The following is a 14,013-nucleotide window of genomic DNA, read 5'->3' on the forward strand; positions in this document are numbered from 1 at the left end:
CGTCGTCATCCCTCAGAACGTGAAGCTGAAGCGGGTATAGATGTGGAAACCCTTGCCGTTGGACGCGTTCTGCGAACTGGTGGTCTTGGCCGCGTCGAAGTGCAGCTCGAATTGCTTGAATCGCGGCAGGCGGAAGATGAAGCCCGCACCGGCCCCGCTCAGCTCCGCGCTGTCCGGCGTGGTCATGCGGTTGGCGCCCGCCGAGTAGCCCCTGGCGTAGTCGTAGAACACCTCGAACTCCAGCAGCTCGCGCCACGGCCTACCGTAGAACGGCGACACCTTGTCGCCGAAACCGGGAGCATCGACGTGGTATTCCAGCGCGGTGTAGAAGCCGCGGTCGCGCAGTGCGTCGGCGATCGGGTAGGAGCGCACGCTGTCCGGGCCGCCCATCGCGAACTGCTCCAGCGGCACCAGCGCGTCGCGGGTGTACTGGCTGATGAACTTGAAGTTCAGGCGCTGCGACTTGGTCAGGAACTGCAACCGGGTGTAGGAGAGCTTCGCGACGAGGAAGCTGCGGTCATGCTGCGGGCTGATCAGGTCGGGCTCGCGCGAATCGTCCCTGATCGACTTGCGCAGGGCCACCTGCATGATGTCCACGCCGTGGAAGCGGCGATCGGTATGCAGCATGCCCCAGGTGGCTTCCGCCACCGTGAACTTCTCGTCGGACAGGTGGAAGCCCAGGCTGTCGAGCTGGGAGCGTTCCCTCAGCAGGTGCAGGGTGGCCACGTGCTGCAGGTCGTCACGATTGATGTACTTCCAGTCGAGGCCGCCGTAGTAGAGCGAGCTGGGGCCTTTCACGTCGAGCGCGGCGAAGGTGCCGGTATTGATCTGCAGCTCGTTGCGCGAGGCGCCGACCACCGCCGACAACCCCGGCGTGCTCGTGAACGGCACCCGGTAGGTCAGCGCACCGTAGATGTTGTCGTTGGGGTCGAGCGCGTAATCGACGTTGGCCGTGAAGGTGTCGCCCAGGTGCAGCGGATTGGCCCATTCCACGCCGGCCTGCACGCGGTACTTGCCGGTCAGGTCGGTGCCGTAGTTGTTGGCGCCGAGAGTGAACTGAACCGGCCGCTTCTCGTGGGCGATCATGATCAGGTCGGTGTCGCCGGTCTGCTCGCCGGGCTGGAAGGTCGAGGCCACGGTGACGCCGGGAAGGTCGCGCGCATACAGCAAGGCGGAATCGACGTCGCTCTTCAGCAGGGGCTTGCCGCGCAATTCCTGCGCCGCCGCCGAGATCACGTCCGGCCGATAGCGCTTGGTGCCCTTGACGATGATCTTGCCGATCTGCCCTTCCAGCACCTGGATGCCGACGACCTGGTCGGAGCCGATGGTCTGCGCCGGCAGGAACGCGTTGGAGACGATGAAGCCGGCGGTGCGATAACGCTCGGTGATCTTGTCGGCGACGCCCTGCATCTGGGCGAAGCTCAACTCGGCCGTGCCCGCGCCTGCGGCCAGCTCGCGGAACTGCGCATCGGCCAGTGCCTGGATGCTGGCCGGCGTGATGCCGAGTTGCGCATGGCTGCCGACGCCGCTGACGCGAAAGCCGCGTACCGCGACCGTCTGCACGGCCGCCGCATCGCGATCGCGTACCGGCGGAACGACGCCGCCCGGCGGCGGCGATGGCGTCGTCTGCGCGGGAGTCGAAGTGGGTGCGGGTGAAGACTGACCTGGCGCAGCCGTTGCTGCTTCCTGGGCGTGAACCACGCCGCCGGTGAATGCCAAGGCCGATGTCAACGCTGCGGCGAGACGGACAATTCGCACGATACACTCCCCCGGCTGCATCATCTTTCCATTGACGGCACGCCTGGACATCGAAGGCACGCCAGCTGCGAAATCGAAGCCCCCCACGGATCGGGCAATTGCTGCCCCCGGGCTTGGATCGTCCGATCAGGATACACCCTCGTCGCGCTGCGGAACCAGTCACCGCAGGCCTGCACGCGACGGTTTGGCGGGCGATTTTCCGCCCTCCGTCCCGCCCTCGTGACGCGCCGCAGCAGCCGATGCCGGAACCGGCAAGCCCGGCGCAAGCTAGCCGCGCAACAACCAGTAGGCGAGCGCACCCAACGCGATGACGAGCAGCAGCACGCCGCCCGCCACCGACTTCCAGCGCGTGGCCGGTCGCATCGCCAGCAGGCTGGTCAGGGCATGGCTGGCCGAGTCGGCGGAGGCATCGTCACGCGGTGCCGCCGGCGCCCTGCGCGGTCGCGGGGTGGTGGTGGCCGTCGGCGGCACCAGGGTGTTGCGGGCGGTGACCACCGCACTGGGGTCGTACAGGCTTTCCAGCAATCGCCGGCGACGCGCGCGATACTCGGCGCGGGTGATCCGGCCAAGACGATGGGCGTCGTCGAGCACACGCAGATCCTGGTTCACGGCACGCCCGCGTTCAGCGAAATCGATCATTTCACCTCCCTGAGGATGCGGAAGCCGACGTCGCGCTGCGGCGAGCCGCCATCGCTGCGCTGGGTGCCCACGCTGCAATCGGACCAATAGCTGGTGTAGCTGCCGCCGCGCACGGCCACGCTGCCACCGCTGACGACCCATTCCCAGGCGTTGCCGGTCATGTTGACCAGACCCCAGGGATTGCGCGAACGCCCGCGGGCGGAAACCAGCGCGCCGCTGCCGTCGCCGCCGCCAGCCGAAGGCGGCACGCAGTTGCTGTCCTCGGCCTGCTTGAAGCGGCCGCCGGCGCTGGCGGCATTGAGCCATTCGGCATCCGTCGGCAGGCGATAGCTGAAGCCGCTGACATCGCTGAGCCACCGCGCATAAGCCTGCGCCTGGCCGAGCGGGATGTTGGTGATCGGCGCATTGCCGAGATCCGGATCGCTGACCGACTTGGCTGCGCACTTGCCGGATGCGCGGCAGAACGCGTTGAACTCGTTGATCGATACCTCCGCACGCGACATCGCATACGGCCGTCCACCGCCCGCGCCAGGCACCACCACCATGAAGGGGCCATACGACGTCCCGAAGCTGTCGCGGCAGAACTTGCCGGTCCCGGCCATCCCGGCTTTGGCGCACGGATCGGGGCCGCTCGGCCCGCTCGGCACATTGGCGACCTTGCCCGGCTGCGCCGGTGTCGGTGCGCCGGGCCGGGGGATCGGCACGGGCCGCCCCGGCAGGGCGCCCTGCTCCGCGGCCGGCGTCGGCTCAACGGGCGTGGCGGGTGCGGGTGCCGGCGCCGGTGCCGCCGCGGCACTCGGCTTGACCCGGTCGAGTTGCTCCTCCAGCGTCTTGCCGGTCAGCTGGCCACGAATGCGCATGTCCGACTCGAGCGCGGCCAGCGCCTTCGGATCGTTGCGCCGCACGCTCGCCAGCTGCTGCTTCAACCGTGCGTAATCGGCCGTGCTGGTCGGCTGCCGGGCCGCGGCCATGATCGCCGCCACCACGTCGTAGCGTGCCTTCGCGCCACGCAACTGGGCATTGCCGCCGAGCACCTGCAGGCCTTGGCCAAGCACCTCGGCGGCCTTTTCGTAGCGCCCCTTCTGGAACGTTTCCTGGCCCAGGCGGAGATAGGCATCGGCCAGCAGCTTCGGACCCTCGTTCTGCAGGAACGGGTTGTCCGGCTGCAGCGCCTTGATCCGCGCCAGCGACTGACTCGCCTTGCCGACGTCCGCCGCGGCCGCCGCGCTGCGCATCGACTCGATGCGCGACTTCACTTCCGCATCCGCGCTGTCGCGCGCCGCCTTGGCCTGGAGGTCGGCCTGCAGCGCATCCAGCTTGGCACTCTCGGCCAGCAAGCGTGGCGACTTCGGCACATACTTCAGCCCGAAGTCCACCGCCAGGCGCGCCTGCGGCAGATGCTGCGGATCAGCCTGCGAGGCGGCCACGTCGGCAATCGAGGTGGCCAACGCACCGACCGTGCGGGTGGTTTCCGGCGAGGTATCGCCCTTGAGTGAGGCCATCGCGCTGGCCACGGCCTGCTGCCAGTCGGGCGTGAGCAACGGCTTGGCGGCGAGCCCGGCCAGGGTGGCGCGAGCAGCGGCAATGGCTTGCACCTGCTGTTGCTGCTGGCGCGCCTGCGCGGCGCTGCGGGCCGCACCGACCTCGGCCAGCACGGTGGCGTAGCCGGCTTCGGCCGGGTCCATTCGCTGACCGGCCTGGACGATGCGCTGGGCTTCATCGAGATCACCAGCGGCGATCCGCTCGCGCGCCAGCTTGATCAGGCTGGCATCGACGTTGCCGCGCACCTCGGCGTAAGCCGGTGCGCCGACACCCATCTGCTCGCGCGCGGTACCCAGCGCGCTGCTGACGTCCTGCAACCACACGGCCGTGCCCAGCGGCTTGGCCAGCAGGTCGTCGACGCGGCGCTTGGCCAGCGCATTGCGTTGGGCTTCGCTGGCGGCCTTCTGCGCCAGCTGGTTCTGCTGCTCCAGCAGTTTCTGGCGAGTCGAGGACAGATCGGCATCGCCGGGAAACAGGTTGACGCCGAAACCGGCGATGGCGATGGCGCCGTCGAGATCGCCGGCGCCCTGGCGTTCGGTGGCCTGGGCGGCCAGCGCCTGCTTGAGGCGCTCGGCCTGCGCCGGCAGGCGGGCGTCGTCGGCCAGCAGCTTGGCGGCGCCCTGGTAGGCAGTGGCGGCGCGGTTGCGCCAGTCGTCGCTGTTGTCGGGATGATCGAGCAGGCCACTGAGCGAGAGCAGGCTCTGCTCGCGCTGCTGCTGCAACTGCGCGGCCTGCTGTTGCGCCAGTTGCTGCGCGGCGAGCGCCTTGCCCAGCTCATCCAGTTGCGCGCCGCGCTGCTTGATCCGCGTGGAATCGGGGAACAGGCGGCTGGCCAGCTTGAATTCGGTCGCGGCCTGGTCGACCTGCCCGGCATCCAGCGACTTGCCGATCGCCGCGTCGTACTTGAGTTCCAGCTCGGTGTTCTTCAGCAGCGCGCTGGTCGGGTCGATGGCGCGGATCTTGTCCAGCGTGGCGACCACGTTGTCCGGCTGGTTCTCGAAGATCGCCCCGGCACCGATCTGCTGGCTGAGTTGTGTGTCGAGCGCGTTGAGCAGGTCGTTGCGCTGCTTCTCGATCTCGCTGCGCTTGATGTCCAGCGCGGGCGAATACAGTTTCAGGTCGTCGCGCAGCGTGAACACCTTCTGCGTACCGGCGTAGTCGTAGCGACCCTCGGTCGGGTTCCAGTACGCGTCGATCCGACTGAGCAGGAACTTCTGGATCAGGTCGCTCTGGTCGACCACGATGCGCTTGCGGTCGTCGTCGCTGAGCGTGTCCAGTGCCTGCAGCGCCTGCGACTCGCTGGCGTAGCGATCCGGCCGGGTCAACGTGAAACGCTGGATCACTTCGTTGACGTGATGGTCGTGGCGCCAGGTGACCCAGCCCCACACGCCGCCGGCGACGATCAGCACCGCCGGCACGCCGTAGATCAGGAACGGCAGCGCGCGCTCGCGCAAGCCCACGTCGCGCAGGCCGTCCACCAGCTCGGTGGCGCTCTTCAGGCGGTCCTCGGCGCGGAACGCCACGCTGGCGCACAGCGTCTTGTACTGCTGCTTGGTCAGGCCCTTCACCGGCGGCGGCTTGCGCCCTTCGCGCATCGCCACCTCGGCACTGACCTTGCCGTAGGGATGGGTGCCGGTAAGCAGTTCGAACGCCACGCAGCCGAGCGCGTAGACATCGTCGCTGGGTACCGGGTCCTTGCCCTGGATCATCTCCAGGCTGGCGTAGGCCGGGGTCAGCGCGCCGAGCGTGCCGGCGTCGAACACGGTCTGCTCGCCCACCGCATCGCCCATGTGCTTGCCAGCGCGGGCGATGCCGAAGTCGAACACCTTGGGCACGCCCTCGCGGGTGACCATCACGTTGGCGGGCTTGAAATCCGAATGCACCACGCCGGCCGCATGCGCGCGACTGAGCGCGCGGGCCATGCCTTCGATCAGCGGGCGCGCCTGCTCCAGCGGCATGCCGTTGTAGGCCTTTTCGCGGATCAGTTGCTTGAGGTCGGAGCCGTCGACGTACTCCATCGTCATGAAGACGATGGTGCGATCCTTGTCGAAATCGTAGACGCGCACGATGTTGTCGTGCGCCAGCTGCTGCGAGCGGCGCGACTCGCGCTGCAGCGAGATCAGCGAATCGGGGTGACGGCGGAACTCGTCGTTCAGCACCTTGACCGCGACGTACGGATCGCGATCGCGCGCCTCCACCTTGCGTTCGTCGCGCGCCTTGTACACCACGCCCATGCCGCCGCGACCGATCTCGCGTTCGAGATAGAAGCGACCCTTGAGCAGCGAGCCGACCGCGACGAAATCGGCGGCCTCCGCATCGCCGATGTGCTGCCAACTGGACTGGCTGCCCATGCTGGAGCTGGTGCCGGTCATGCCCTGACGCGTGCCCTGGGTGCCGGTATGGCTGGTGATCTGTCCCTCGCGCGGCGGCAGCGGCGCGCTGGACACCGGTTTGACGATGGTGGCCTCGTCGGTCGGCGGCTGCGGTGGCCGCGAGGCCGGCTTGACCACGGTGGCCTCGTCCAGCGGCGGCGCCGGCGGGCGCGAGGGCGGCGCCACGCGGGTGGCCTCGTCGTCCGCGGACGGCGGTGGCGGTCGCCGGGTGGTCGGCTTGACCATGGTGACGTCTTCGTCCGGGCTCGCCGGGCCCGGCTGCAGTGTCGCCAGTTTGGCCAGCAAGGCCTTGGCGATCAGCGGATCGATCCGGCCCGCCGCCTGCTCCTGGCCGATCCATTCGACGCCGGCACGATGCTCGTCGGCGGACAACGACGGCAGCGCGCCCAGCGCTTCGAACAGCGCGGGCAGCTTGATTTTTTCGGCCTGGTAGGCGCTGACCAGTTCGGCAATGGAATTCATGGATTGGTTGCTGTCTTCATGCTTGCAGGCCGACGACGACGGCCGAAATGTTGTCGCGCCCGGCGCGGCCCATGGCCAGCTCGAACAGGCTCTCGACCAGATCCTGGGGCTGCGGATGCACGCGGCACTGTTCGTGAAGCTCGCTGTCGGACATCTCCTTGTTGATGCCGTCGGAGCAAAGCACGAACGTGGTGCCGGGCTGGCTGCCCGCCACCACCCAGTCGACGAACAACTGGTCCTCGGCACCCACGGCGCGGGTCAGCACGCCCGAACCGGCAGCCGGCGGCGGTGCGGCACCAAAATGAGTGACGTCGACGTCGCCGCCATGCACGTGGTCGCGGGTGATCTGGCGCAGGCGGTCGTTCTCGTAGCAATAGGCGCGGCTGTCGCCGACCCAGCCGCACAGCGTGAAATCGGTGTCGCGCACCAGCACCACCACGGTCGAGCCGATCAGGTCGACGCCGCGTGAGGCCGCGGTCTGCAGCAGCTCCGCATTGATCCCGACCAGCGTGTCCTCGATCGACTCGATGAAATCGAACACGCTGCCGGCACGCGGCAACGCGCCGAGGCGTTCGACGATCATGTTGCTGGCGTAGTCGCCGGCAGCGTGCCCGCCCAACCCGTCGGCCACCACCCACAGGCCGACTTCATCGCGCACCAGGATCGCGTCCTCGTTGTGCTTGCGCACCTTGCCGGTCACCGTGCGGCCGGCGGAAACATAACGGGTGGTCATGCGTGCACCTCAATGACCGCCAACGGCCAGTGGTCGGGACTGGCGCCCAGTCCGGCAGCCGCCGCGATGCGTGCGCGCGCATCGCAGCAGGTGCCTGCGGCCAGGCTGCGCGCCAGCAAGTCCGGCGGCAGCTGCAGCAAGGGGTGCGAGGCCATCAGCAGCAGCCGGTCGCCGGCCTGCAGCGCGCAGCTGACTTCGCCGCAAGTCGGCTGCGCGGTCGCGCCCAGGCCGGGCGCAGCCAGCGACACGGGACTGAACAGCAGGTCGTCGAGGTCGTCGCTGCTGTTGCTCGCGCTGGCGGCCGGTGGCGCATCGCTGCGCGCGAAGAACGGTTGCAGCCGGCCGTGCCGCCAATGCCAGCCTGCCGCCGCGCCGATACGCAGCAATGCGGCCTGGCCGTCGGCCACGTGCGCGGCGATCACCGCGCAATCCTCCGGCACCGGGTCGACGAGATCCTCGCCGAACTGCCGCAGTTGCGGGTTCAACGCCATGATGCGCGTGCGCAGCACCTGCATGCCGCCGATCAGTTCGGCGCCGAGCATGTCGCCGGCAATCGCCGCCACTGCCGCCACGGCCTGCTGGCGCGGATCGGCCACGCCGACCTCGGCGGCGACCAGGCTCAGGCCGACCTCCGGCCGTTGCAGCACGGCGAGGGCGGCGACCGGCGTGTTCGCTGCCGCGGCGACATCCGCCGCGAGGGTCACGTCGCCGAGCGGCATGGCCGTGGATGCGGCGGGCGAGCTGCCGCCCAGGTCGGCAAGCAGGTCGAGATCGTCCGGCAGCCAGGAGTTGATGGAGGCCACCGGTGGTGGCGCGTCCATCGTCAGTGGCGCGGTTGCGCGCGGAGTTGCAAGCTCGAAGCTGCCCAGCGTCTGCCACGCGGCCGTGCCCTGCCCGGCGTCGAGCAAGCCGGCGTAAGCCTCGGCGCCGGGCAAGCCATCGGTCGCCAGCACACTGGCCGGGACGCGCCCCGCGCCATCGGTCCACCACAGACACCAGCGCCCGGGGACGGCGCCGAGGCGCTTCCACAGATCAGCCAAGGCTGTCGCACCGCCATGCGCAGGCAACGGCAGGCGCCAGTGGCTGGCCGCTGTCCAGTCCACCTCACGCCACGGATCGGGCCGCGTCTGGCCGGCATCGAGCGGGCTGCCCAGGGCCGCGACCTGCGCGTCGAAGTCGTCCACGCCGATGCCCGCATCGGCCTGCGCCGCGCGGTGCAACTGCTCGGCGCGTTCGAACCATTCCGCGCCATCGCCGATGGCTGCAGCAACGTCGGAGAGCGGCGCAGCGATCACCATCGGAAAACAGCGACCCACGCGATCGGCGCCCGGCCCCATGACGCCAACCCACGCCGCCTCGCCGCATACGCCCGGCGCGAGTGCGAAACGCCACGCCGGGCTGGCGTGGAACGCCTCGTGCCAGGTATCGCCCAACGCGTCGCGGCTGTGCGCCACGGCTGTCTCGAAGTGCCGGTCCCAGGCATCGACGAAGCTGGCCGGCAGCCGTCGCTGCACGAAGTCTCCCGCGCAGGGCAGCTTGCCGAAGAAGCCTGCGGCCGCGGACGGCACGCGCTCAGCCTCCGCACCGGAAGCTGGACAGGGCGTTGCTGAGGAACGGATTCTTCAGGTTGTTGGCTTGCAGCGTCACCTTCGCCACGTGGCCGCCGAAATTGAAACTGGCCACGAAGCGCAGGTCGGACTGCTTCTGCAGGTTGGCCGCCTGCAGTGCGCGGAAGAACGCCCAGTCGCCGCGATAGTCGAACGTGGTGAGCAGGTTGCCGGCGGTGTCGTAGGCGGAGATGGAGACGCGGCCCGGCTGCGGTCCGGGCCATTTCATGCTGACGTTGGTCGCGCCACCCGGCTGGTATTCGTATTTCTGCCCGTCGACGTCGATCACCAGCTTGCCGATGCCGGCATCAAGCACCGGCGTGAGCCAGGTGAAATCGACTTCCGGCAGGTTGCCGCTGCGGAAGAACATCTGCTTGATCCGGTCGGCGCCCTGCAACTGACCCAGCATTCCGGCCGAGCCGCTGATCGCGCCGGGCCCGGTCTTCCATTGCCAGTTGCGGCCACTGGCGTCGATCAGCTTGCCGGCGGTCTGGTTGTAGAAGCTGTCGAAGCGACCGCCATAGCCGAACAGCTCGCCGAAGTTCTGCAGCGGGATGTCGTTGTTGCTCGACGGCGAGAACGGGTAGCGTCCGCGGGTGAAGTCGGCGCAGTCCTTGCCGACGGCCTGCTGGTACTGGTCGTCCAGCGCGCTCTTGGTGCCGCTGGCCACCAGCGCCTGGCTCTTGCCGGTGAGTGCGGCAAACCAGTTGGAGGCCGGCGGCGGGAGTTGCGCCGCAGCCTGCTGGGCCAGCAGCAACTGCGGGTTGGGCTGGCCGGCCGCGTTGCTGAAATCGCCCATGGTCAGCAAGGTCTTGCTGAGGTCGTCCAGCGTCTTCAGGGTCTGGTCGATCGGCTGCGCGCCGGGCGCGCCCTCGGTGAGCTTGTCGATCTCGGCGAAATGGTCACTGATGACCTTGCCCGGTTTCTCGCTGGCTGCATCGCCACCCGCCGCACCGGTGGCCCCGGCCTGCGCCAGCGCCCGCGCCAGCGCAGTTTGCGTGGCACGCTTTTGCGCCAGCTTCTTGGCCACGTCCTCGGCCTTGTCGGCGGCATCGCCGGGCGGCGCGCGCATCAGGTCGCTGGTGTTGTCGCGCACCACCTTGAGCAGCAGCTTCAGCGGCGAGTTGGGGCCGGCCAGCTTGGCGGCGATGGCGCTGGCGTCCTGGATGTTGTTGATCGGCTGCAGTTGCAGGTCGGCGAGAACATCGTCCCAGGCCTTGATGTAGTCCTGCTCGTAAAGCCCGAGCACCTGTTGCGCGAGCTGAGCCTTCTGCACCGCGTCGATCTTGGTGGCGCCGAAGACCCAGTCGTCCGCGGCGAACTGCGCCACCGACTGTTCGATGCCCTTGTCCACCTCATGCTTGAACACCGGCTGGGTGAACAACGCCGGGATCGGATCGGACAGCGGTTTGCCGCTGCGCCGCTGGTACACGTTGCCGAGCAGGCCCAGTTCCTTGTCCAGCCGCAGCGGCGGGTAGTTGCCGCTGCCGGCGGTGAGCTTGAGGTTTCCGTAGATCAGCGTGGCAAGGTCCGCGGTGCGCAGCGTGCTGCGCGCCTGCTCGACCAGGTTGTCGTCCAGGCTCAGCGGGCGCAGGCGCCCCTCGTGCGCGACCAGTGCGTCGAAGTGCTTGCTCAGCGCCTTCTGCAGCACCGGGTCGTTCGGAAACAGGCGCTGCCACTCGACCCCGGCCAGCGCCACGATCTGGTCGTGGTCCAGATGCTTGGGCTCGCCCAGCATCAGGTAACCCTTCAGGTAGTAATAAAGCATCTGCGGGTCGCCGGCGTTGGCGGCCAGCCCGGCGCGGAACTGCGAGGCCACGCCGGGCAGCAGGATCGCGTTGAGCTCGCGGTAGTACGCATCGCGCACCTCGTCGCCCACCGCGTTGCCCTGGTACAGGCCCAGGCGCATCGACAGCGGCACGTCGCCCTGGTGCTGGTCGGCCACGTCGACCGCCGCGGACAGCGCTTCCAGCCGCTCCAGCACCAGCGCGAAATACGCCTGCTGGTTCGGCGCCAGCGAGAGATCGCTCTGCGCCGGATACTTGGCCAGCGCCGTGTGCACGTCGGCCAGATAATTGCCGTTGCGCCGATAGCTGGTGGCCAGGCCGAACACCAGCAGGCCGCAGGCCAGCAGCACGCCGATGTAGCAGGCCGCCTGCAGCAGCACCTTCTGGCGCTCCAGCTTGGGATCGGTGCCGGCGAAGCCCGATTCGCGGAACAGCACGTCCTTGAGCAGACGCTCGACGAAGAAAGTGCGGCTCTGCGCGCCGGGCACGTGCAGGCGCGAGGCGTCCAGCCCGAAGGTGCGCGCCACCGCGCCCATCATGCGGTCGATCGGCGTGCCTTCCTGCGTGCCGGAGGTGAAATACGCGCCACGCAGCAGCAGCGGCGCGTCGTACTGATGGCCCGTGAACACGCCTTCGACGAACTGCCGGGTGATCTCGCGCAAGGCGCCCAGCTGCTGCGGAAACGACAGGATCGCCGCGCGCCGCTGGCGGTCGCGCTCGCGATGCAGGCGATCGAGGATGCGCGTGTTGAGCCGCTCCAGCAGCAGGTTGAACTCCGCCAGGAACTGTTTGGCCGCGGTGCCGGCCATGGTCTGGTCGACCGGGAACGACATGCCCCAGACCTGGCTGCGCAGCTCCGGCGTGAGGTCGTCGAAGAACTCGGTGAAGCCGGCCACCAGGTCGCACTTGGTGAACACCAGGTAGGCCGGCACCCCGATGCGCAGGTGCTTGGCCAGCTCGTCCAGCCGCTGCCGCACCGCCATGATGTGCTGCTGCCGCCCGGCCTCATCCAGGGTGAGCAGGTCCGACAGGCTCATCGCCACGATCACGCCGTTGATCGGCCGCCGCTTGCGGTACTTGCGCAGCAGGTTGAGGAACTCCGTCCACGCCGACGCATCCGCGCCGCGGTCGGAGTCCTGGGTGGTGTAGCGTCCGGCGGTATCCAGGAACACCGCCTCGTCGGTGAACCACCAGTCGCAGTTGCGGGTGCCGCCGACGCCGCGGATCGCTTCCTTGCCGAACTTGTTCGACAGCGGGAAGTTGAGGCCGGAGTTCTGCAGCAGGGTGCTCTTGCCCGAACCCGGCGGGCCGATCACCACGTACCAGGGCAGCGCGTACAGGTTGGTGCCGCCGCTGCGGTTCTTGCGCAAGGTGTCCACCGCTTCCTGGAAGCGCCCCTGCAATTGCGCGCGTTCGTTGGCGGCGCGATCGTCGATGCCCGCAGTCGCCGGCGCACCCTGCTCGCTGAGGTCACTGGCCATCTGCCGCGCCTTGCCGCGCACGCGCATCTGCCGCACCTGCAGCCACACCGCCCAGATCACCACGATCACCAGGATCACCAGCAGCCGCACGACCTGGCTTTCCAGCGGATGCGACTCGCCGAAACCGAGGTAGGGGCCGCCGAACCAGATCAGCAAACCCAGCAGCAGCAGGCCGACGAGGGTGATGAACAGGCGGGATTTGAACAGCGCAAGAAGCTTGCCCACGATGTTCAGTCCTCCGGGCTGTAGAGAATTTCGACGCGACGGTTGCGCGCCCGGTTGGCTGGCAGGTCCGGCGGCAGCGCGATCGGCTGCGACGAACCGGCACCGCTGGATTCGAGCCGCCCGGCGTTGTCGATGCCCTCGCTGAGGATCTGCACCACGGAACGCGCGCGCGCCGCCGACAACGCGTAGTTGTCCTTGAACTTCAGCGAGTGAACCGGCTGGTCGTCGGTATGGCCAACCACCACCACCCGGCCCGGTACCTGGTTCAGCGCCGCGGTGATCGCGTGCAGCATCGGGATCTGCCGCGCTGTAACCTCGGTACCGCCGGAGGCGAACATCGCCGGTGCATCGAGCCGCACCAGCGCCGAGCCGTCGGGCTTCTCCTCCACGGTCAGCGCGCCGGCCTGCTCCTGCGGCGCCAGCAGCTGCTTGAGACTCTTGCGCTCGACCTTGGGCTGGGTCTGGCGCAGCCGCGACTCGTCCGGCGGCACCGCGCTGCGCAAGCCGATCTGCGCCACCTGCGCGCTGACCGGCGAGGACAACTCGTTCAGGCGGGTGTAGAAGTACAGGAACGCGCCCAGCAGGATGCAGGCGCCGGCCGCCACGATCACCCACAGCGGCACGTAACGCACCAGCGGGTTGCGCCGGTCCTCGATGCCCTTCCAGTGCGGTGCCAGTTCGTCCGCCGCCGGCGGACGCTGCGCCTTGATGCGCCGGTAGAGCTCCTCCTGGATGTCGGCCAGCTTGGCGCGGCCGTCGGCCTCGATCTGGTAACGCCCGCCGAAACCGAGCGTGAGGCAGATGTACATCAGTTCGATCAGGTCGATGTGGCGCGAGAAATCCGCGCACAGGCGATCCAGGATCAGGAAGAACTTCTCGCCACCGTACGATTCGCCGTGGAAGGCCACCAGCAGCGTCTTGGCCGCCCAGCCGCTCTGCCCGCCCCACGGCGTGTTCATCACCGCCTCGTCGAGCGTGGTGCACAGCACGTAACGCGCGGCGGTGATGGTTTGCGCCGCAATGCCGGCGGCTTGCGCGTTGCTCTCGAACTGGCGCACCTGGGCGATGACCTGCTCGCGCAGGCGCGCCGCATCGGGCTGTGACGCGCTGTTGCGCAACTGCACCGACAACAGCAGCAAGGGGCTGGCCGCCTGAACCAGGGTATTGAGCCCGGCCCCCAGGAAATCGCCGATTGCAGCCGCGGGAACCTGCACGTGACCCGCCGCCGGCCGTGCCGGCGCGGCAGTCGGCCGGGTAGCGGGAGGCGCTGCGGGAACAGGAGCGGGCGCGGGGGTCGGCGCAGCCGGTGCAGGTGCGCCGCGCGGGCGGACTATGGTCCGGTCCTGCTGCGGATCGTCGTCGTGGGGACCATTGCTGCTCATGCGC

The 14,013-nt window shown here is 68.8% G+C and carries 7 protein-coding genes; all 7 read right to left on the minus strand.

Features of this window, described 5'->3' with window-relative positions:
* Positions 1-12: 12 nt before the first annotated feature.
* Complete coding sequence (locus ACVCMC_RS08025) at positions 13-1,782, minus strand: ShlB/FhaC/HecB family hemolysin secretion/activation protein (RefSeq protein WP_447099477.1); 1,770 nt, start codon at positions 1,780-1,782, stop codon at positions 13-15.
* A gap of 243 nt (positions 1,783-2,025) precedes the next feature.
* Positions 2,026-2,397, minus strand: a complete 372-nt coding sequence (locus ACVCMC_RS08030; protein ID WP_395117324.1) for a hypothetical protein — start codon at positions 2,395-2,397, stop codon at positions 2,026-2,028.
* Positions 2,394-6,794: a protein kinase domain-containing protein gene (locus ACVCMC_RS08035; RefSeq protein WP_447099318.1), complete on the minus strand. Its 4,401-nt coding sequence runs from the start codon at positions 6,792-6,794 to the stop codon at positions 2,394-2,396. Before ACVCMC_RS08035 ends, ACVCMC_RS08030 begins: the two co-directional genes overlap by 4 nt.
* Before the next feature lie 16 nt (positions 6,795-6,810).
* Entirely contained in the window at positions 6,811-7,527 is a 717-nt protein-coding gene (locus tag ACVCMC_RS08040) for a PP2C family protein-serine/threonine phosphatase (protein ID WP_395117320.1), read from the minus strand.
* Entirely contained in the window at positions 7,524-9,095 is a 1,572-nt protein-coding gene (gene tagF / locus ACVCMC_RS08045; protein WP_447099319.1) for a type VI secretion system-associated protein TagF, read from the minus strand. Before tagF ends, ACVCMC_RS08040 begins: the two co-directional genes overlap by 4 nt.
* Positions 9,096-9,099: 4 nt before the next feature.
* Entirely contained in the window at positions 9,100-12,627 is a 3,528-nt protein-coding gene (gene tssM, locus ACVCMC_RS08050; protein WP_447099320.1) for a type VI secretion system membrane subunit TssM, read from the minus strand.
* A 5-nt stretch (positions 12,628-12,632) separates the two neighbouring features.
* Positions 12,633-14,009, minus strand: coding sequence for a type IVB secretion system protein IcmH/DotU (gene icmH / locus ACVCMC_RS08055; RefSeq protein ID WP_447099321.1), 1,377 nt, complete (start codon positions 14,007-14,009; stop codon positions 12,633-12,635).
* Between the last annotated feature and the right edge of the window lie 4 nt (positions 14,010-14,013).

This window comes from Rhodanobacter sp. UC4452_H20, from assembly GCF_052978205.1.

What these genes read in the sequence shown, in the direction of transcription:
- ACVCMC_RS08035 (WP_447099318.1), bottom strand. Translation starts at nt 6,794, where the DNA reads ATGAATTCCATTGCCGAACTGGTCAGCGCCTACCAGGCCGAAAAAATC.
- ACVCMC_RS08025 (WP_447099477.1), bottom strand. Translation starts at nt 1,782, where the DNA reads ATGATGCAGCCGGGGGAGTGTATCGTGCGAATTGTCCGTCTCGCCGCA.
- ACVCMC_RS08040 (WP_395117320.1), bottom strand. Translation starts at nt 7,527, where the DNA reads ATGACCACCCGTTATGTTTCCGCCGGCCGCACGGTGACCGGCAAGGTG.
- icmH (WP_447099321.1), bottom strand. Translation starts at nt 14,009, where the DNA reads ATGAGCAGCAATGGTCCCCACGACGACGATCCGCAGCAGGACCGGACC.
- ACVCMC_RS08030 (WP_395117324.1), bottom strand. Translation starts at nt 2,397, where the DNA reads ATGATCGATTTCGCTGAACGCGGGCGTGCCGTGAACCAGGATCTGCGT.